The organism is Cyanobium sp. Cruz CV13-4-11, from assembly GCF_024346055.1.
Taxonomy (GTDB): domain Bacteria; phylum Cyanobacteriota; class Cyanobacteriia; order PCC-6307; family Cyanobiaceae; genus Cyanobium.
The window spans coordinates 86,052-104,507 of the sequence record NZ_JAGQCH010000001.1 but is presented as its reverse complement, the minus strand read 5'-3'; the positions used below and the strand labels follow the sequence as shown (position 1 = coordinate 104,507).

Genomic DNA, 18,456 nt, shown 5'->3' with positions numbered 1-18,456 from the left:
ACAGAACGTCGCTCCATCCGGGGGCTGTCGGTGCATGCTGGAGGTCGGCAGCGCGTTCTCCCCATGGCCACCCTTCTCGACGGCCGGCGATTGGCGGCGCAGATCGAACGGCGCTTGGCCGCCGTGATCAGCGACGGCCTGGAGGTGGCGGGTCGGGCACCCGGCCTGGCGGTGTTGCGGGTGGGGGATGACCCCGCCAGCGGCGTCTATGTCGCCAACAAGGAAAAAGCCTGCAGCCGCGTCGGCATCAGCAGCCATGGCGGCCATCTGGCGGCGGACACCCCGGCCGAGGCGGTGCTGGCCCTGATCCGGCGCCTCAATGCCGACCCGACGGTCGACGGCATCCTGCTGCAGCTGCCCCTGCCGGAGGGGCTCGCCGAAGAACCGCTGCTGGCGGCGATCGACCCGGACAAGGATGCCGATGGTCTGCACACCCTCAACCTGGGTCGGCTGCTGAAGGGGGAGCGGGGCCCGCGCAGCTGCACACCGGCCGGGGTGATGGCTCTCCTGCGCAGCGCCGACGTGCCGGTCGCCGGAGCCCAGGCGGTGGTGGTCGGCCGCAGCATCCTGGTGGGCAAGCCGATGGCCCTGATGCTCCAGGCGGCCGATGCCACCGTCACCGTGGCCCATTCCCGCACCCACCACCTGGCCGAGGTGACCCGCCAGGCCGAGATCCTGGTGGTGGCGGCCGGCCGCCCCCAGCTCATCGGCGCGGTGCATGTCAAACCGGGGGCCGTGGTGGTCGATGTGGGCATCCACCGGGTGGATGGCAAGCTCTGCGGCGATGTGGATTACGAGACGGTCGAGCCGCTGGCGGCGGCCATCACGCCGGTGCCGGGCGGGGTGGGGCCGATGACCGTGGCCATGCTGCTGGTCAACACCGTGGTGGCCTGGTGCAACCGCCATGGGCTGGAGCATGAGCTAGGGGATCTGCTCAGCTGACAACGCCAACGGCAAAGTGAATGCTTCCCTCTGCATCGCAACCGATCCCAAACTGTTGCGCGAACCCGGCACCTGCCACCATCGGCCTGAGAGAATCCGCGCCAACCCTCAGGACCCCATGACCCCGGCGGTGAGCACGGCCTTCGACTTCACCGCCTATCTGGAGGCGTCCCGCTGGCGCGTGGAGGCCGCCCTGGACAGCTCCCTGGGCCCCGAGCGTCCGGAGTCGCTGCGGGAGGCGATGCGCTACTCGCTGCTGGCCGGTGGCAAGCGGCTGCGGCCGATCCTCACCCTGGCGGCCTGTGAGCTGGCCGGCGGTGACGCCGATCTGGCCATGCCCACGGCGGTGGCGATGGAGATGATCCACACCATGTCGCTCATCCATGACGATCTGCCCGCCATGGACAACGACGACCTGCGCCGCGGCCGGCCCACCAACCACAAGGTGTACGGCGAAGCCAAGGCCATCCTGGCCGGCGATGCCCTGCTCACCCGCGCCTTCGAGATGGTGGCCCTGCGCAGCCCGGGGGTGCCCCCCGAACGGCTGCTGCAGGTGGTCGGCGAACTCGCCCTGGCCTCCGGCGCCCCCGGCCTGGTGGGCGGCCAGGTGGTCGACCTGGAATGCGAGGCCCGCCAGGTGGATCTCGACACCCTCGAATACATCCACCTGCACAAGACCGGAGCCCTGCTGCGGGCCTGCGTGATCGCCGGTGCCCTGATCGCCGGGGCCTCCGAGGAGCTGCTGGCGTCCCTGCGCACCTACGCCCGCGGCATCGGCCTGGCCTTCCAGATCATCGACGACATCCTCGATGTCACCGCCAGCAGCGACGTGCTGGGCAAGACGGCGGGCAAGGACCTGGCCGCCGACAAGACCACCTACCCGAAACTGCTGGGCCTGGAGGAATCCCGCCGTCGGGCCGAAGCCCTGGTGAGCGAGGCCAAGGCGGTGCTGGCCCCCTGGAACGCCCAGGCGGCTCCCCTGCTGGCCCTGGCCGACTACATCACCAGTCGCGACCGATGAGCGAAACCGTCGGCGCGCTCAATGCCCTGGGGGAGCTCCTGGCCAACGGTGTGCTCGCCTGGGGTCTGGCCGCCTGCGGCGTGGCCCAGCTCTCCAAGCTGGTGATCGAACTGGTGCTGCACCGGCGCTGGAGGCCCGCGGTGCTGATCGAGACGGGCGGCATGCCCTCGAGCCATTCCGCCCTGATGACCGGGACGGCGGCGGGCCTGGGCTGGGAACTGGGCTTCGCCGATCCCCTGTTCGCCCTGGCGGCCGTGCTCTGCTTCGTCGTCCTCTATGACGCCAGCGGCGTGAGGCGGGCCGCCGGGCTGACGGCCCAGCGGGTCAACGGCCTCCCCGACGGTCTCTGGGACACCCATCCCCAGGACAGCCCGCCGGAGGGGCCCCCGGTGCTGCGCCCCCTCAAGGAAAACCTCGGCCACACCCGCTCCGAGGTGCTGGTCGGCAGCCTGATGGGCCCCCTGGTGGCCCTGCCGGGCCTGGCCCTGCTCGGATCGCCCTGGCAGATCGCCCTCCACGCCGGTTGGTTGCCGCTGGGGTGAGCGATCTCCCCGGCCTGAGCGACGACCAGCAGAACGCTGCCACCGCCTTCGCCGCCTGGCTGTCGGCCCCCGCCGACGGCGTGCCGTTCGTGCTGGAGGGCTATGCCGGCACCGGCAAGACCTTCCTGTCGATGCGCTTCCTGGCCCAGGCGGAGCAGGCCGGCCTCTGCTGGACCGTGGTCGCCCCCACCCACAAGGCGGTGGGCGTCTTGCGCCACCACCTCGCCCTGGCGGGTCTGCGCCCCACCTGGTTCCCCTCCACCATCCACCGGCTGCTGCGGCTCAAGCTGAAGCGGGAAGGGGATCGGGAACGCTGCGAGGAAACGGCCCAGACAGCCCTGGCGCTCGAGAACCTCGGGCTGGTGCTGATCGATGAGGCCTCGATGGTGGATGGCAGCCTGCTGGAGATCACCCTCCGTTGCGCCCAGGCCTACCGCACCCGCCTGGTGTTCGTGGGGGATCCGGCCCAGTTGCCGCCGGTGGGCGAGGAGCAGAGTCCGGTGTTCGCCCTGGGCCGGGCCCAGCGGGTGGCCCTGACCCATGTGGTCCGCCACCAGGGACCGGTGCTGCGCCTGGCCGGCGGCCTGCGGCAGGGGAACCTGCCTTGCCGCAGGCCGCCCGTGCTGGCGCCGGTGCGCACCACCACGGGCCGGGTGTCACTGCTGGGGCGCCGCGACTGGCTGGCGGCCGCCCAGGAGGGCCTGCGCCGCAGCGCCGAAGCCGACGATCCTGACCTGGCCCGGATCCTCTGCTACACCAACCGTTCCCTCGAGCGGCTGGTGCCGATCGCCCGCCGCGCCCTGCACGGCGCCATGGCCGACCAGCTGCCCGTGTTGCCCGGTGAGGTGCTGATCACCCGCACGGCCGTGATGGCGCCGGCCTGCCGCGAAGGGGACGCCGCTGCCGAGGAGCCGGATCTGCTGCTGGGCAGCAACCGGGAGCTGGTGGTGCGCGACGTGCGCCCCGAACGCTGTGAGCTGGCCGAATTCGGCGTGGAGGCCTCCCTTGGCGCCCCCGTGATCGACACCCTCACCGCCACCGTAGAGGCGGGGGAGGCCCAGCTGAACCTGCGCCTGCTGCCGCCCCTCGGCAGTGGTCCCCGGGCGAGCCTGGACGGGGTGATGGAGCAGCTGCGCCAGCAGGCCCGCGAGGCGGGCAAGAAAGACGGCAAACCCTTCTGGCGCCGTTACTTCCTGGTGCGTGACGCCTTCGCCTCCCTGGGACCGGCGGCCGTGCTCACCGTCCACCGCAGCCAGGGCAGCACCTTCGGCGAAGTCTTCATTGATGAGGACGTCTTCTGGCCCCGGGACCTGCTGCTGCGGCAGCGGCTGGTGTACGTGGCGGTGAGCCGGGCCAGCCAGGCGGTGACCCTGATGGCCGGGGCCGGTGATGCCCCCGAGCGGGAGCACTGGGAACGCTGGCTGCGGGAGGCCCACGCCGGCGCAGGGCCCGATGCGGTGGCCTGACCGGAGCCCACCGCCTACCCTCGTGGCGTTGGTTCTTACCGAGGCCCTCCGCTGAAGTCTCTGCACGCCCTATCCCGACCGCTGGCGGATCCGGCGCCCGTCCTGGGCACCACTCCATCGGCCAGCGAGTCCTCTGCCAGCCAGGCCGGAGCCATTGCCTCCGGTGGCGGCGGAGAGCTGGTCACCGAGGTGGGGGCCCTCCTCGTCGCTGCGGTCCTGGTGGGGGTGATCGTGCTGGTGCGGCGGTGGCTGAGGCTGCGCTCGCGGCCGTCGATGCCAGGGCTGCCACGGGAGCGGGTGTTGCCGTTCTCCCGCCACGGCACCCTGCATGATCCCAAGTACCTCGGCCGGATCCTGGAGGCTGAGGACCCCCCGGACGGACCCTGATCTCAGCGGGCCCGCAGCCCCTCGATCCCCTGCCAGCCGAGGTAAGCGGCCAGGCCAAAGCAGATGGCCGCCACGATCAGCTCGGCGTTGGCAAACAGCCAGTCCTTGCCCGCCTGCAGCACGGGCCGCAGGCGTTCCTGGCCCACCAGCGCCAGTCCCGCCAGGGGCAGCAGCAGCAGCAGGCCGCTGAACAGGCTGAAAACCCCCGTGGTGAGCACCTCCCGGGGCCGGCTCAACCCCGCCTCCAGCAGGCTGGCGGCGGTCTTGGCGTAAAGGAACAGATCATCCGGGCTGGACACCTGCACGGCGGCGCTGAGGCCGAGCAGCAGCGGCAGGGGCAGGGCGCAGAAGCCATCCAGCCGGCGGGTCCAGCCGGGGGGGCCACTCCCCTGGCGGCTGCCCTGCAGGCCGTTCAGGCCAAGGGCCAGCAGCGCACCGGCCCCCAGCAGGTCGAGGCCGGTGCGCTGATCGGTGCCCTGCTCCATGGTGAGCAGCAGGCCATGGCCCACGCTCAGCAGCAGGGCGATGGCCGCCGCGGAGGTGAACAGCCACCCCAGCACGAACCAGCTTCCCCTGCGCAGCGGACTGGGGCCCACCAGGATCAGCAGCAGCAGGCCGATGTGCAGCGGGCTGAAGCTGATCGCCAGGCCGAATCCGAACAGTTCACTCCAGAGGTTGGTGGTCGGCATCGCTGCGGGCCGGGGCGTCCCATTCTCCGGTGCCGTGCCACCAGGGGTGACTCAGCCGTTCAGGTGCGGACCTCAAACCAGTCGGTGCCCGCCACGGCCACCTGGCCGCTGCTGACGCCGCTCACCTGGGCCCCCCGGGGCCCCTTTTCGCACCAGAGCCGCAGCTCCTCCAGCCGATCCGGAAGCCCCTCGGCCTCCAGTTCCACCGAACCGTCGGAGCGGTTGCGCACCCAGCCGCTGAGGCCGAGGTCGATGGCCTTCTGGCGGCAGCTCACCCGGTAGCCCACCCCCTGCACCAGCCCGCGCACATTCATGCGCCAGCGCTCATGGGGCGAAGCGGTGACCCGGAGAGCGGGCTGCACGAAACGGCGTTCCTCGGCAGCGGCACGGCGCTGGCGGCGGCTCTGGCCAGTCTCGAGGGAATCGCCGGGCATCCAGCCCAGTGGAGGTGCAGCCAGGTGGCGTGAACGCTCGGAGCGGTCCATCCTTCAATCCTCGCGGGTGTTCCCCAGCCATCAAGTTGCCACAGGCCCTCCCCCCCTGCCAACTCATCGGCCAAGGGTGGTTGGGGCCGCAGCTGCCAGCGGTGGAACTCATGGCCGCTGAGGGCTTCACCGCGGCGCACCAGCAGGCCATCGGCGACGGGCACCGCCTGGCGGTAGCCGAGGCTGAGGCCACCCCGGCGGGCGCTGAAGGGGAGCAGGCCGGCCATGGAATGCCGGTTCCCGTCACCATCCTCCAGCTCCCGGCCCAGCAGCAGCAGGCCGCCGCATTCGGCCACGATCGGCAGACCGGCGCGGGCGGCGGCACCGAGGGATCCCAGGCTGCGCCGGCCGGCCGCCAGCTGGGCGGCATGCAGCTCGGGGTAGCCGCCGGGGAGCAGCACCGCCCGGCAGTCCGCCGGCAGCGGCTCGTCGGCCAGGGGACTCCAGGGCACCGGCCGCAGGCCGCAGGCCGAGAGCAGCTCCTGGGCCTCGGGGTAGCGGAAGTGGAAAGCGGCGTCGCTGGCGATCGCCACGGGCAGCGCGGGGGACGGGGTGCTGGCGGCCGAGGGGGCGGCGGTGGTTGGCTCCGGCGGGACCTGCCCCAGGCACCAGTGAATCGGATCCAGCCCATCCGGCGGACCGGCCGGTGGTGCCAGCAGGGGCCAGAGCCGGCCCAGGTCGAGGTGCTCTTCGGCCAACCGGGCCCAGATCCGCTGGCGCTCGCCCAGGTCGCCCAGCTCCCCCGGGGTGAGCAGGCCCAGGTGGCGGGAGGGTAGTTCCAGGCTTGGATGGCTGGGCAGCACCCCCAGCAGGGGAACCTCGATGGCCTCGAGGGCTTCGGCGAGCAGGCGGTGGTGCCGGTCGCTGCCGACCCGGTTGAGCACCACCCCGGCCAAGGCCACCCGGGGCGGGCCGTGGTCGCGGAAGCCGCGCACCAGGGCCGCCAGGCTGCCGGCCTGGCGCGACGCCTCCACCACCAGCACCACCGGCAGCCCGAGCAGATCGGCCACGGCGGCGGAACTGCCTTCGCTGCCGGAGCCACGGCCATCGAACAGGCCCATGACCCCCTCCACCAGCACCCGGCCGGCCCGGCCGCCATGCCAGCGGTAGCAGCGCCGCACCCACTCCTCGCCGCAGAGCAGGGGGTCGAGGTTGCGGCAGGGGCGCCCCGCCACCGCCCCCAGCAACTGGGGGTCGAGGTAGTCGGGCCCCACCTTGAAGGGCTGGATGGTCTCCCCCCGCGCCCGTGCCACGGCCGCCAGGGTGAGGCTCAACAGGGTCTTGCCGCTGCCGCTGCAGGGGGCGGCGATCAGGCAACTCATGCGATCGGGTCGGGACGGCGTCGGCGCGCCGCGAGAGGAGAGTGCTTCAGCCTGGCAGCAGGGTGACCGCCAGGGGCACGGCCGCCGCCAGCAGCGGGGAGGTGGAATCGTGGCCGCCGGAAAGCAGGCGGGCCATTTCCATCTCTTCGCTCTCCTCGGGCAGGGGCACCACCCCCTCGGCCAGCTCCATGCTCGCCATCCCCCCCGACTCCAGCCGCATGCAGCCCCCCGATTCCGAACAGAGGATCACGCACAGGGGCGGCCGGCTCACCGGTTCGCAGATCAGCCGCATGCCGACGATGGCGCCGGGGTGGGTCTTGGGCACTCCCATGGGCACGGGCATGAGCGTGAACTGGACCGCCACGCCGTCGGTGCGCTCGAACTCAGCGGTGATTCCCGGGCCCGGCCCGTCCACTTCCACCGCATAGCTGGTCACCAGGTGCCAACCCAGGCGGTCGGCGATCCAGGCCGCCAGCAGCAACCCCTTGACCGGGTGGTCCCCCTCCACGTCGATGTCGAGCTGCACCACATGGCCGAGGGCATCCCGACGGGACGGGGGGTCGAACACCATGGCCAGGGACTCGCGCCAGGTGCGCAGCCGCAGCCAGTTGAGATCGTTGACGGCCTGGCCGGAGCTGATCCGGGCCAGCATCAGATCGAGGCAGCGGCGCGGCTCCCCGAGGGAACTGTCGATCACCAGCCGCCGGGGCACCGGCGCCAGCGCCTCCAGCATCTCGGAGGGTTCATCCAGGCTGCTGTTCCACCACACCCAGCAGGGCAGGGTGTCGTCCACCAGGGTCTGGAACAGGTCGAGACTCTGCTGCAGCGCCCCCATGCCGCCGCGCAGCACCACCACGTCGCCGCAGGCGGCTCCGGCGCCACCCTCCTCCGGCAACGGGCAGTAGGCCGCCACCAGGGTCTCGAGGGGATGGCCGGGATCGAGGGTGGGGGCCAGGGTGATCAGCCGCCGCGGCATGTGGGCACTGATGGCGCTTTCAACGAACTGGCCCCGCAGGTCCTGCACCCGGTGGTCGCCATCCTTCTGGCCGATGGCCCAGGCCAGCCGGGGATCCATCGGAGCCGTGCTGAGGGGCAGGTCGGTGTCCGGCAGGGCGTGGCGGGCCGCCTCCAGCAGCTCCTTGCGCAGCAGGCCGGTGATGGGCCCATCCACCCGGCCGATGCGCACCATCTGCTGCTCGAGCCAGGAGGGCTCCCACACCACCAAGGTGAAGGTGGCGGCACCGATGGACCCCTCCAGGTCCTGGGTCCAGAGGCGCTGGAGGTAGGGATGGACCTCCTCGGGCGGCAGATCGAGGGGGGCCTGGAGGGTGAGCTGGGGAGCCATGGGGGCGCGGCAGGGGGCGGTGGTCGCTGGGCTGGGGAGCTGGAGGCAGAGGAGGGACAGGACCCGTCCCTCAGGGGCGGCGCCAGATCAGGCCGTCATCGGCCAGAAGGCCATCGGCGGCGGCCGGCCCCCAGGTGCGGGCTTCGTAGGGGTGAACCGGCAGTTGCCAGGGGGATTCCTCGATCAGGGCCAGCAGCGGCGTGTAGAGGCGCCAGGCCGCTTCCACCTCGTCGCTGCGGGTGAACAGGGTGGGATCCCCCAGCATGGCGTCGGCCAGCAGCCGGACGTAGCCCTCATCGGAGGGTTCACCGAAGGATTCGTCATAGCTGAAGGCCATGTCGACGGGGCGGCTGCGCATCCCGGAGCCGGGGGCCTTGACCTCGAACTTGAACTCGGCGCCCTCATCGGGCTGGATGCGCAGGATGAGCTGGTTGGGGGTGGGGGCGCCACCGGCGGCATCGAACAGGTGCACCGGGGCCTCCCGGAAGGTGAGCACCACCTCGCTGAGGCGCTTCGGCAAGCGCTTGCCGGTGCGCAGATAGAAGGGGACACCCTGCCAGCGCCAGTTGTTGATGGCCACCTTCATGGCCACATAGGTTTCCGTGGTGCTGTTGGCGTTCACCCCCGGCTCCTGGCGGTAGCCGGGCAGGGGCTTGGTCAGGCTGCCGCCGGCGGCGTACTGGCCCCGCACGCAGCACTTCCAGGCCTCCTCCTCGTTGGCCAGGCGGGCCGACTGCAGCACCTTGGCCTTCTCGTTGCGGATGGCCTCCGGATCGAAACGGCCGGGCGCCTCCATGGCCGTGAGGGCCAGGATCTGGGTGAGGTGGTTCTGCACCATGTCCCGCAGGGCGCCGGAGGACTCGTAGTAGCCGGCCCTCTCCTCCACCCCCACGGTTTCGGCGGCGGTGATCTGGACGCTGGAGATGTAGTTGCGGTTCCAGATCGGCTCGAAGATCGTGTTGGCGAAGCGCAGCACCAGGATGTTCTGGACCGTTTCCTTGCCCAGGTAATGGTCGATGCGGAACACCTGGCTTTCCTTGGCGCAGGCCTGCACCACCTTGTTGAGCGCCTGGGCACTGGCGTAGTCGCGGCCGAAGGGTTTCTCAATCACCACCCGGCTGCGTTCCGGATCGGCCAGCAGGCCGGCCCCGGCCAGGGCACGGCAGCCGCTGCCGTAGAACTCCGGCGACACCGAGAGGTAGAAGGTGCGGTTGCCGCGGGTGGCCCGCAACCGGTCGATGCCCTCAAGCCGCTGGCCGAGGCGCACCAGGTGGTCGGGCTGCTGCAGATCCACCGGCTCGTAGAAGAGCCCCTGGGCGAACTGCTCCCAGGCGGTGCGATGGGAGGCGATCTCCTCGGCCATGGCGGCGCCCATCTTGTCGCGGAATTCCTCATCGCTCCAGGGACGGCGGGCGCAACCCAGCACGGCGAACTCGCTGGGCAGCCGCCGCTGGCGGAAGAGTTCGAACAGCGCCGGGATCAGCTTGCGGTGGGTGAGGTCACCACTGGCCCCGAAGATGACGATGCACTGGGGCGAGATCACCCGCTCCTGGCGCAGACCCACCCGCAGGGGATTGGTGAGGATGGCGGTCATGGGGAGGGCGTCCGGTCACCCTGGTTTAACGGCTGCCCAGACATCCCGCTGCATCGCCGCCGCAGGGAGCCTGCCGGTGTGTGCATTCTCGGATCGTCGCCCAGAGAAAAGGCCCGCCGGAGGCGGGCCATGGGGGGTCAGTAGGTCTCGACGTGCCAACGGTCGGCCTTCTTGAGCTGGGGCCGCAGTTCGCTCCAGTTCAGGTCCTTGGCGGCGGCGGCGGCGGTCATGGCCTCATCGATGCCGGGCTCCATGCCACGCAGACCACACATGTACACGTGCGTCTTGGGGTTCTCGATCAGGGAGAAGATCTCATCGGCATGCTCGGTGACCCGGTCCTGGATGTACATGCGGCCGCCACTGGGGTTCTGCTGCTCACGGCTGATCGCCTTGGTGTAGCGGAAGTTCTCGGGGTACTCGGCCAGATAGCGCTGGAAGTCGTCCTCGTAGAGGAGGTTGGGGGTCTTGGGGACGCCCATGATCAGCCAGGCCTTGCCGCGGAACTGGTACTCGGGGTTCTTGGCGCGCTCGCTGGGCTCGAACATGCGGCGCAGGTAGGCCCGCATCGGGGCGATGCCCGTGCCGGTAGCCAACATGATCACGTTGGCGTCCTCATCGGGGGGCAGGAGCATCTCCTTGCCCACCGGGCCGGTGATCTTCACCTTGGCGCCGGGTTCGATGTCGCAGAGGAAGGTGGAGCAGACGCCGTTGATGGTGCTGCCGTCCTTCTCGTACTGGAGCTGGCGGACGCAGAGGGAGACGGTGCCGCCCTCGCAGTTGTCGCCGTGGCGGGTGCTGGCGATCGAATAGAGGCGCAGCTTGTGGGGCTTGCCGTTGGCGTCCTCGCCATCGGGAATGATGCCGATGCTCTGGCCCTCGACGTAGTGGAGGTTGCCTTCGGAGAGGTCGAAGGTGATGTGGTTCACCCGGCCGATGGCCCCTTCGGTCAGGAGGCTGTAGTTGCCGGTGACCGTGCCGATGAAGGGGTCCTTCGGCTTGTAGAGGTTGACCGGGACGTCGGCGTGGCTCACGGGGGCTTTTCTGGCGGGGGTGGGTGGGGCAGCCGGGGCGTCGGCGGGGGCGTCGGCGGCTTGGGTGGCGGCTTGGGTGGCGGCTTCGCTGCCGGAGGCCTGGGGTTCGGAACCGACCGGGACCTCTTCAGCGCTGATGGACCGGATCCGACCACCCTGAAGGGCGATGGTCTGCATCAGTCGCTGCAATTGGCTGAAGGGCACGGTCAGACGGCGTTCCGCCCGCCGCTGCAGACCGACGCCGAAGCCTTCGACGACAACCGTGAACATGCGGCCGTCGGACTGGGTGGCCTTGCCGGTGGAAACGCGCATGCGGGCTACGGTGCCGAAAATCGGGCTGATCATAGAGAACTCGCCTCACGCCCCCTCGGGGTGGGATCTTTGACCGCAAAGCGGAAACGCGGGCTAGTTTGTGTTCCGACACACCCTTACCGGTGCCGTCCGCTGCCACCCTCCCCCCAGCCCCGAGCGAGCTCCGATCCGTCTTGGCCCAGCCCCTGGCGTTCTTTCCCAGCCCCGTGACCCTCCCGTCCCCCGAGGCCATGGTCGCCAGAGAGGCCTGTTGTTCCCTCGATACGATCCAGCAGGAGATGGAACGGCTCCCCCAGGGCACCCGGCGCCTGGCGGTGCAGCTGCGGCTCAGTCTTGCCCCCGATTGGATCTGGTCGGTGCTCACCGACTACGACCACCTCGACCGCTTCATCCCCAACCTGGCCAGTTCCCGCCAGCTCTGGCGTCGCGGCAACCAGGTGGCCCTGGAGCAGGTGGGCACCCAGCAGTTCTGCGGCCTGCGTTTCAGTGCCCGCGTGCAGCTGGAGCTGAATGAAGAGCCCGACCAGGGACGCCTCGCCTTCCGCATGCTGGAGGGCGATTTCCGCTGCTTCCAGGGCCTCTGGCAGGTCGGCGTCGACGACACCAGCACCTGGCTCCTCTACGACCTCACCGTGCAGGGCAAGCCGGGCATGCCGATCGGTCTGATCGAGCAGCGCCTCAAGGAGGACCTGGCCAGCAACCTGCGGGGCGTGCAGCGCGAAGCCCAGCAGCGCTTCGAATCAGGCTGATTCGGTCCAAGGCGACATCGCCTCGGACCCGTAACCGATGCATACCCCCAAGGGGATTCGAACCCCTGTCGCCTCCGTGAAAGGGAGGTGTCCTAGGCCTCTAGACGATGGGGGCGAGGCCACAGCCGGCTTTCGGCCGATCTGATGTGATGGACGCTACGGGCCGAAGGGACCCTTCGTCAAGAAAGGTCGCTGGCGCCAGGCCCGACGGCGGCGACACGATCGGGATCGGGCGAGCTCTGGCCGGTCCAGACCGGCACGGTGAAGTTGAAACAGGCGCCCTCTCCGGGCTCGGACACCACCCAGATGCGGCCGCCGTGCACCTCGGCGATGCGGCGGCAGACGGACAGACCGACGCCGAAGCCGGAGGTGGTGCCGGAGGTCTGGGGCAGCCGCACCCGGTCCTGGAAGATGCGGTGCTGCTCCTGGCGGGGGATGCCAGGGCCGCTGTCGCAGATGCTCACCTGCACCCACTGGCTGGTGCGGTGCATGAGGCTGAGGCTCACCTTACCGCCATCGGGGGTGAACTTCAGGGCGTTCTCCAGCAGGTTGAGGAACACCTGCCGCATGCGCCGCTGGTCGGCGTGGACGTCGGGCAGGTCGGCGGGGATGTCGGTGACCAGCCGCAGCCCCCGACCCACCCAGAGCTTCTCCAGCTCAAGGATCGCCTCGGCCGCCACCTGGCTCAGGTCGAGGCGCTGGGGATTGAACAGGGCCTCCCAGCGGGTGGTGCCCACCTCCAGCAGGTCGCGGGAGAGGGCCTCGATGTCATCGAGCCGGCGGTTGAGCACGTCACGGAAGCGGCTCTCGTCGATCTGGCCCAGGGCGTGGCTCTGCAGGGCCAGCTTGGCGGCGGTGAGGGGGGTGCGCAGCTCATGAGCCACCATGCGCAGCAGCCTCTCCTGGACCCCGAGCCGCTCGATCAGGGTTTCGTTCTCCTGACGCAGCACCAGCAGCTGGTCCTCGAGCTGCACCTCCCGCTGGCTGCGGCTGCCGTCGATCTCCGCCGGCCGCAGGCTGAGCCCGAGGGTGGTGACCACCTCCATCTGCTGCCAGCGGGGCAGCCAGATGCGCAGCTGCTGGGCCAGGGTGTTGCCGGCGAAGACCTGCTTGGGCAGGGGATCGAGCTTGATCAGGGCCGGGGTGGCCACCAGCCGGTGCAGTTCGAGCAGCTCGGGATGGTCGGCCGGGTCGGCCACCTGCAGCGTCAGCTTGCAGGTGCACTCTTCCGAGTTGAGAAAGCCAAGCAGGGCACGAAGATCGGCCGAGGCCATGTGGTGGCGGGCCGCCACCAGCAGCAGCTTGAGCGGTTTCTGGGCCTCAGCGCCGGCGGCGCTGGCCTCGGCGGTGGCGGCTGACACCGCCGACGTCGGGAACTCGGACTCCCCCAAGACCGGCAACGGCAGGCATGCGGCAATGCACCCAACCTTATGGGGTTCTGGGCACAACCCCATGAACCTCGCTAGGACTTCAGGCATCGCGTCCCCGTGCCCGGAAGGTCCAGCCATGACCACACCGACCCATCCCGGTCACTCCAGGGAGAAGCCCGTGCAGAGCCGCATCCGCCTCGACACCAGCCTGAGGCGTTGGTTCGCCCGCAACCTGGGGGTCTGGCGGTCGCGCCGCACCTACTTCTTCACCGAGGACGACGCGGTGCTGCGGGTGGACATGAACCTGCGCATCGAGGTCCACAGCGAACTGGTGGACGGGGATGAGGGCTACCGGTTCACCTGGTGGGCGGAAGGGCATCAGCCCTTCTTCGAGACCAAACCCGAGTACAGGGCGGAGGGGACCATGGAGGCCTGGCTGTGCGGCCACCAGCTGCGGCGCAGCTGCGGCTACCTGGCGGGGGCCCCCACCGTCAGCCAGATCCGCCAGATCGATGAGCACACCATGGCGTTCCAGTCCCACTACGACGATTGGGAGGTGCTGGAGCAGATCCGCCTGGTGGATGGGGACAACTACCGCTCCCGTTCGATCCACACCTGGCGCCACGGCAGCCTCGAGCTGGTGGAGCTGCACCACGAGATCCGGCTGGAGGCCGCCGGAGAACCGATCGGTTAAGCGCTGTCGGCACCGGAGCCATGGCGGCAGGGCCGCCTCGCGGAGCGGACTCTGCGGCGTGTGTGGCAGCTGCTGTGATGCATCACGATGGGGGTTCACGGATTTCTACCCCTTTGTCTTTCCTGCTTCGCCGCACCCGGCCGCTGCTGGTGGCACCCCTGGTGGCTATGCCGATGCTGCTGGCCCCCGTGGCGGCCCATGCCGCACCCGCCACCGCCGCTGAGATGGCTCTGTACACCCGTATCGGCGCCGTCAACGTCTGCATCTCCCGCGCCGCCGGCATCGACTTCGAGAAATCAGTGGGCATCGCCGGCGAGACCATCGCCCAGCTGATCCTCGGCCAGCACAAGGGAGAAATCCAGCAGGTGGGCACCAAGGCCCTCACCATCGAGGAACTGCGCCGCGGCGCCATCAATTCGGCCGTGCTCGGTGCCGCTGAGATCTGCCCCAAGGAAGTGCCTGCCGACGTCATGAAGAAGGTTCAGGACGCCATCAAGCAGCAGGGCGCCACCAAGCCAGCCCCCAAGTGAGGCTCTGATGGCCGTCGTGCACCTCGCCGACTACCGTCCGGCGCCCTACCGGCTCGAGCGCACCGATCTGACGGTGCGCCTGTTCGCCGACCATGCCCTGGTGGAGGCGCGACTGGCGTTCCTCCCCGGGCCTGGTGGCGAGGAGCCGCTGGAGCTGAGAGGCGTGGATCTGGAACTGCGTTCCCTGGAGCTCGACGGCGTTCCCCTGCCCGCCGAAGCGTTCCGGCTCGAGCACGACCGCCTGCTGGTGCTGCAGCCGCCCGATCGGCCCTTCCTCATCACCAGCACGGTGTGGCTCGATCCCCGGGCCAACACCAGCCTGGAAGGGCTCTACGTGAGCGGCGGGATGGTCACCACCCAGTGCGAGGCGGAGGGCTTCCGCCGCATCACGTATCACCCGGATCGCCCCGACCTGCTCAGCCGCTTCCGGGTGCGGATCGAGGCCGACCGGGACAGCTGCCCGGTGCTGCTCTCCAACGGCAACGGCATCGAGGCCGGCGCCCTGCCGCCCGGGCCCGGCGGGGAGGCCCGCCACTACGCCGTCTGGGACGACCCGTTCCCCAAGCCCTCCTACCTGTTCGCCCTGGTGGCGGGCCGGCTGGAGGAGGTGCGCGACACGTTCGTCACCGCCAGCGGCCGGACGGTGCAGTTGCGCCTGCACGTGGAGCCAGGCGATGCCCCCTTCACCGCCCACGCCATGGCGTCCCTGAAGCGGTCGATGGAGTGGGACGAGCGCGTCTACGGGCTGGAGTACGACCTCGACGAGTACAACATCGTCGCCGTGCGCCACTTCAACATGGGCGCGATGGAGAACAAGAGCCTCAACATCTTCAACTCCAAGCTGGTGCTCGCCGATGCCGCCACGGCCAGCGATGGCGAACTGGAGCGGATCGAAAGTGTGATCGCCCATGAGTATTTCCACAACTGGACGGGCAACCGCATCACCTGCCGCGACTGGTTCCAGCTGTCGTTGAAGGAGGGGCTCACCGTCTTCCGCGACCAGAGCTTCTCGGCCGATCTGCATGGCCATGCCCTCAACCGGATCGAGAACGTGGCGATGCTGCGCAACACCCAGTTTCGGGAGGATGCCGGGCCGACGGCCCATCCGGTGCAGCCGGATCAGTACCAGGCGATCGACAATTTCTATACCACCACGATCTACGAAAAGGGCTCGGAGGTGATCCGGGTGCTGCACACCCTGCTGGGGGAAGAAACGTTCCAGCGGGGCATGGCGCTGTACGTGAAGCGCCACGACGGCACCGCCGCCACCTGCGAGGACTTCGTCCAGGCGATGCAGGACGCGGCCGGCGAGCTGGACGACAACTGCCGGCTGCCCCCCTTTGATTTCGTTCAGTTCCGCCGCTGGTACCACCAGGCGGGCACGCCGGTGCTGCACGTGCGGCGCCGCTGGAACAAGGCAGCGGGAATCCTGGAGCTGTTCGTGCGCCAGTCGACCCCCGCCACCCCCGGCCAGCCCCACAAGCAGCCCCTGGTGATCCCGTTGGCCGTCGGCCTGGTGGGTCAGGCGGGCCAGCCCCTGCCGATGCGACTGGTGGCCGAGGATCCCGACCACGGCGCCGCCCCGCTGCTGGACCGCCGCTGGGGGGCGGGCACGCGCCTGCTGCTGATCGACCAGGAGGCGCAGGTGTTCCGCTTTGAGGGGCTGCCGGCCCAGTCACCGCCGCCGGCCCTCTCCCTGTTGCGCCAGTTCTCGGCGCCGGTGAAGGTGGCGCTGGGGCGGCCTTCCAGCGAACTGGTGCACCTGCTGGCCGCCGACAGCGACCCCTTCGCCCGCTGGGACGCGGGCCAGCTGCTGCTGCGGCGGGCCGTGCTGCGCCGGGCCGCCGGACGGGTGGATGGGGGCCTGGAAGAGGCGCTGATCGCCGCCTTCGAGCGGATCCTGGCCGATCCCTCCCTGTCGGAAGCCAGCCGCAGCGTGCTCCTGGCCCTGCCGGGCCTGGCCGAGCTGGAGGATGCCGCGCCGCAGCCCGATCCCCCGGCCCTGTTCGCGGCGCTGCAGGCCCTGCGTTGCCGCTTCGGGGAGGCCCTGGCCGAACCGCTGCAGCGGGCCCTGCAGCGCTGCAGCGACCAATGGTCCCTGGCCTGGCCGGAGGGGGTGGGCGACCGGATGCTGACGGCCTCGATCTGGAGCTGGCGGGTGGCAGCCGGCGACGCGTCGGTGATCGCCGCCGCCCGCTCGGCGGTGGACGGCCCGTCGATGACCCTGGCCCGGGCGGGCCTGAGGGCGCTGCAGGATCACCCGATCGCCGCCCGCCAGGAGGCGGTGGACGCCTTCTATGCCCGCTGGGAGCACAAGCCGGTGATCCTCGATTCCTGGTTCGCCCTGGAGGCCTCCGCCCCCTTCGCCGACGGCCTGGAGCGGGTGCAGCGGCTGCTCGAGCATCCGCGCTTCGATCCGGCCGCGCCCAATTCGGTGCGGGCGGTGCTGGGGGGACTGGCGGGCAATCCATCGGTGTTCCATGCCGACGATGGCAGCGGCTACCGCTTCATGGCCGATCAGATCGCCGCCCTGGACCAGCGCAATCCGATCACGGCGTCGCGCCTGGCCAAGGTGTTCAGCCGCTGGCAGAGCTACGGCCCCGGTCGCCGGGAGCGGATGCGGCAGGCCCTCGACCAGTTGGCGGCCGCCGAACTCTCCACCAACACCCGCGAGGTGGTGGGGCAATGCCTCGGCACGGCTGCCGAGGATGCCTAGCGGCTGCCGAACACCTCCTTGTTGAGGCGGCGGAAGGCGGCCTGCCGGGCGGCGGCTCCCTCCGGCCCGGCGTGCTGGCCCCAGAGGCCCTCCCAGTAGAAGAAGATCACGCCGTGGCCCCGGGCAGCGGAGAGGCGCACCTTCTGCTCGATGGTGGCCATGTCGGGGGTGCGGCCACCGAACCCGGAGAGGATGCCGATCTCCACCGGCATGCCCCAGCGGCGGGCCTTGACCAGCGCCGGCTGGTCGAGATCGCGCTCGAAGCCCTTCACCGAATAGGCGTAGTTCTGCACGATCAGGTCGTCCACCAGTTCGCCCAGGGCCCAGAGCTCCCAGTCCTGCAGCCAGTGGTTGTAGGCGAAGCGGAAGGGGCCCGGCGACAGGCTGATCACCGTGCGGCGCGGGCCGCCCACCTCCTGCATCGTGCCCCGCAGTTCCCGCAGCAGGGCGGTGAGCTGCTGGCGGCGCCACTTCATCCAGTAGCGGTCGTTGAAGTTGGCGGGCGGCTCCCGGCCGGTGTCCGCCAGGTAGAGGGCGCGGGTGTAGGGGTCGTAGCCCAGCTCCACCGGCCAGGCGAAGTGGTCGTCGAGCTGGATGCCGTCGACGCCGCAGCGCTGGACGATCTCCTTGATCAGACCGATGAAGCGGGCGCGCACGCCCGGGTGGGCCGGATTCAGCCACACCCGCAGATCCTTGAGCGGGGAGGTTTTCAGGTTGGCGCCGTGCATGGCATAGAGGGCACTGCCATCGGCGCGGCGCAGCACCCACTCCGGGTTGCGCTGCACGACCTCGGCATCGCCAGGCTCCATCAGGCCGTACTCGAACCAGGGGATCACCTGCATGCCGCGGCGGTGGGCCGCCTTGGTGAAGCGGCAGATCGGGTCGAGGCCGGGGTTGGCCTTCGCAAGGGCCGGCTCCATCGGCGCCCAGCGGCTGCGGTGGAAGGTGGCACCCCTGCTCCAGACGTTGGGGTAGAGGGTGTTGAAGCCGGCGGCATCGAGCTGGGCCACGGCGGCCTCGATGCGACTGACGTCGTAGTAGAGGGGGCTGGGGCTGTTGGTGAGCCAGACCCCGACGCGGCGCTCGAACCCCTTGGGCAGGCGGCCCTCAGCGGCGGCGGGGCGGGGGGCCCACACGGTGAGGGCGAGCAGGGCCGTGACCAGCACGGTGAGCGGCACCGGCAGGTGGCGCTTGAGGTGGGCGAAGCGCTTGAGGGGCACCCGCTGGGCGGGCGGCGGTGTGGCGGTCATGGCGGTGCCGC

17 protein-coding genes and 1 tRNA gene are annotated in these 18,456 nt (G+C 70.3%); 9 read left to right on the top strand and 9 right to left on the bottom strand.

Annotated elements, in window-relative coordinates; translation table 11 throughout:
- The first annotated feature begins 63 nt into the window (after window positions 1-63).
- The 5 genes from folD to KBZ12_RS00575 all read left to right on the top strand — a co-directional run bounded on the left by folD (window position 64) and on the right by KBZ12_RS00575 (window position 4,358).
- Window positions 64-942 (top strand): bifunctional methylenetetrahydrofolate dehydrogenase/methenyltetrahydrofolate cyclohydrolase FolD, encoded by an 879-nt coding sequence (gene folD / locus KBZ12_RS00595; protein WP_254955699.1) that lies wholly within the window; start codon window positions 64-66, stop codon window positions 940-942.
- A gap of 118 nt (window positions 943-1,060) precedes the next feature.
- Window positions 1,061-1,963: a geranylgeranyl diphosphate synthase CrtE gene (crtE, locus tag KBZ12_RS00590; protein WP_254955698.1), complete on the top strand. Its 903-nt coding sequence runs from the start codon at window positions 1,061-1,063 to the stop codon at window positions 1,961-1,963.
- Window positions 1,960-2,505, top strand: coding sequence for a divergent PAP2 family protein (locus KBZ12_RS00585; protein WP_254955697.1), 546 nt, complete (start codon window positions 1,960-1,962; stop codon window positions 2,503-2,505). Before crtE ends, KBZ12_RS00585 begins: the two co-directional genes overlap by 4 nt.
- The gene (locus tag KBZ12_RS00580) at window positions 2,502-3,971 is read left to right on the top strand and encodes an ATP-dependent RecD-like DNA helicase (protein WP_254955696.1); all 1,470 of its coding nucleotides are present in this window, start codon (window positions 2,502-2,504) and stop codon (window positions 3,969-3,971) included. The genes KBZ12_RS00585 and KBZ12_RS00580 overlap by 4 nt, the downstream gene beginning before the upstream one ends.
- A 189-nt stretch (window positions 3,972-4,160) precedes the next feature.
- Entirely contained in the window at window positions 4,161-4,358 is a 198-nt protein-coding gene (locus KBZ12_RS00575) for a hypothetical protein (RefSeq protein WP_254955695.1), read from the top strand.
- 2 nt (window positions 4,359-4,360) lie between these two features.
- On the opposite strand, the gene KBZ12_RS00570 is transcribed toward KBZ12_RS00575, so the two are convergent.
- From KBZ12_RS00570 to petH, 6 genes are all read right to left on the bottom strand, one after another.
- The gene (locus KBZ12_RS00570; protein ID WP_254955694.1) at window positions 4,361-5,047 is read right to left on the bottom strand and encodes a GAP family protein; all 687 of its coding nucleotides are present in this window, start codon (window positions 5,045-5,047) and stop codon (window positions 4,361-4,363) included.
- A 59-nt stretch (window positions 5,048-5,106) separates the two neighbouring features.
- Window positions 5,107-5,409, bottom strand: a complete 303-nt coding sequence (locus KBZ12_RS00565; RefSeq protein ID WP_254955693.1) for an acylphosphatase — start codon at window positions 5,407-5,409, stop codon at window positions 5,107-5,109.
- Complete coding sequence (locus KBZ12_RS00560) at window positions 5,358-6,854, bottom strand: cobyrinate a,c-diamide synthase (protein ID WP_254955691.1); 1,497 nt, start codon at window positions 6,852-6,854, stop codon at window positions 5,358-5,360. The genes KBZ12_RS00565 and KBZ12_RS00560 overlap by 52 nt, the downstream gene beginning before the upstream one ends.
- A 46-nt stretch (window positions 6,855-6,900) precedes the next feature.
- Window positions 6,901-8,199 (bottom strand): glucose-6-phosphate dehydrogenase assembly protein OpcA, encoded by a 1,299-nt coding sequence (locus KBZ12_RS00555; protein ID WP_254955690.1) that lies wholly within the window; start codon window positions 8,197-8,199, stop codon window positions 6,901-6,903.
- 70 nt (window positions 8,200-8,269) lie between these two features.
- Entirely contained in the window at window positions 8,270-9,793 is a 1,524-nt protein-coding gene (zwf, locus tag KBZ12_RS00550) for a glucose-6-phosphate dehydrogenase (RefSeq protein WP_254955689.1), read from the bottom strand.
- A 137-nt stretch (window positions 9,794-9,930) separates the two neighbouring features.
- Window positions 9,931-11,136, bottom strand: a complete 1,206-nt coding sequence (petH, locus tag KBZ12_RS00545) for a ferredoxin--NADP reductase (RefSeq protein ID WP_254955687.1) — start codon at window positions 11,134-11,136, stop codon at window positions 9,931-9,933.
- Window positions 11,137-11,366: 230 nt separating this feature from the next.
- Here petH and KBZ12_RS00540 point away from each other — a divergent pair, with 230 nt between their 5' ends.
- Window positions 11,367-11,885 (top strand): SRPBCC family protein, encoded by a 519-nt coding sequence (locus KBZ12_RS00540; RefSeq protein ID WP_254956008.1) that lies wholly within the window; start codon window positions 11,367-11,369, stop codon window positions 11,883-11,885.
- 42 nt (window positions 11,886-11,927) lie between these two features.
- Here the strand turns inward: KBZ12_RS00540 and KBZ12_RS00535 are convergent.
- Together KBZ12_RS00535 and KBZ12_RS00530 are read right to left on the bottom strand one after the other, a co-directional pair.
- Window positions 11,928-12,000 (bottom strand) — tRNA-Glu (locus tag KBZ12_RS00535).
- 64 nt (window positions 12,001-12,064) lie between these two features.
- Complete coding sequence (locus tag KBZ12_RS00530; RefSeq protein WP_254956007.1) at window positions 12,065-13,246, bottom strand: histidine kinase; 1,182 nt, start codon at window positions 13,244-13,246, stop codon at window positions 12,065-12,067.
- A gap of 145 nt (window positions 13,247-13,391) precedes the next feature.
- Here KBZ12_RS00530 and KBZ12_RS00525 point away from each other — a divergent pair, with 145 nt between their 5' ends.
- From KBZ12_RS00525 to pepN, 3 genes are all read left to right on the top strand, one after another.
- Window positions 13,392-13,949: a hypothetical protein gene (locus KBZ12_RS00525; protein ID WP_254955685.1), complete on the top strand. Its 558-nt coding sequence runs from the start codon at window positions 13,392-13,394 to the stop codon at window positions 13,947-13,949.
- Between the two features lie 113 nt (window positions 13,950-14,062).
- Window positions 14,063-14,479 carry a cAMP phosphodiesterase gene (locus KBZ12_RS00520; protein ID WP_254955683.1) on the top strand — a complete coding sequence of 139 codons (417 nt, stop codon included), beginning with the start codon at window positions 14,063-14,065 and terminating at the stop codon, window positions 14,477-14,479.
- A 7-nt stretch (window positions 14,480-14,486) separates the two neighbouring features.
- Window positions 14,487-17,195 carry an aminopeptidase N gene (pepN, locus tag KBZ12_RS00515; RefSeq protein ID WP_254955682.1) on the top strand — a complete coding sequence of 903 codons (2,709 nt, stop codon included), beginning with the start codon at window positions 14,487-14,489 and terminating at the stop codon, window positions 17,193-17,195.
- Here the strand turns inward: pepN and KBZ12_RS00510 are convergent.
- Window positions 17,192-18,445, bottom strand: coding sequence for a glycoside hydrolase family 10 protein (locus tag KBZ12_RS00510; RefSeq protein ID WP_254955681.1), 1,254 nt, complete (start codon window positions 18,443-18,445; stop codon window positions 17,192-17,194). The genes pepN and KBZ12_RS00510 overlap by 4 nt on opposite strands.
- Window positions 18,446-18,456: the final 11 nt, after the last annotated feature.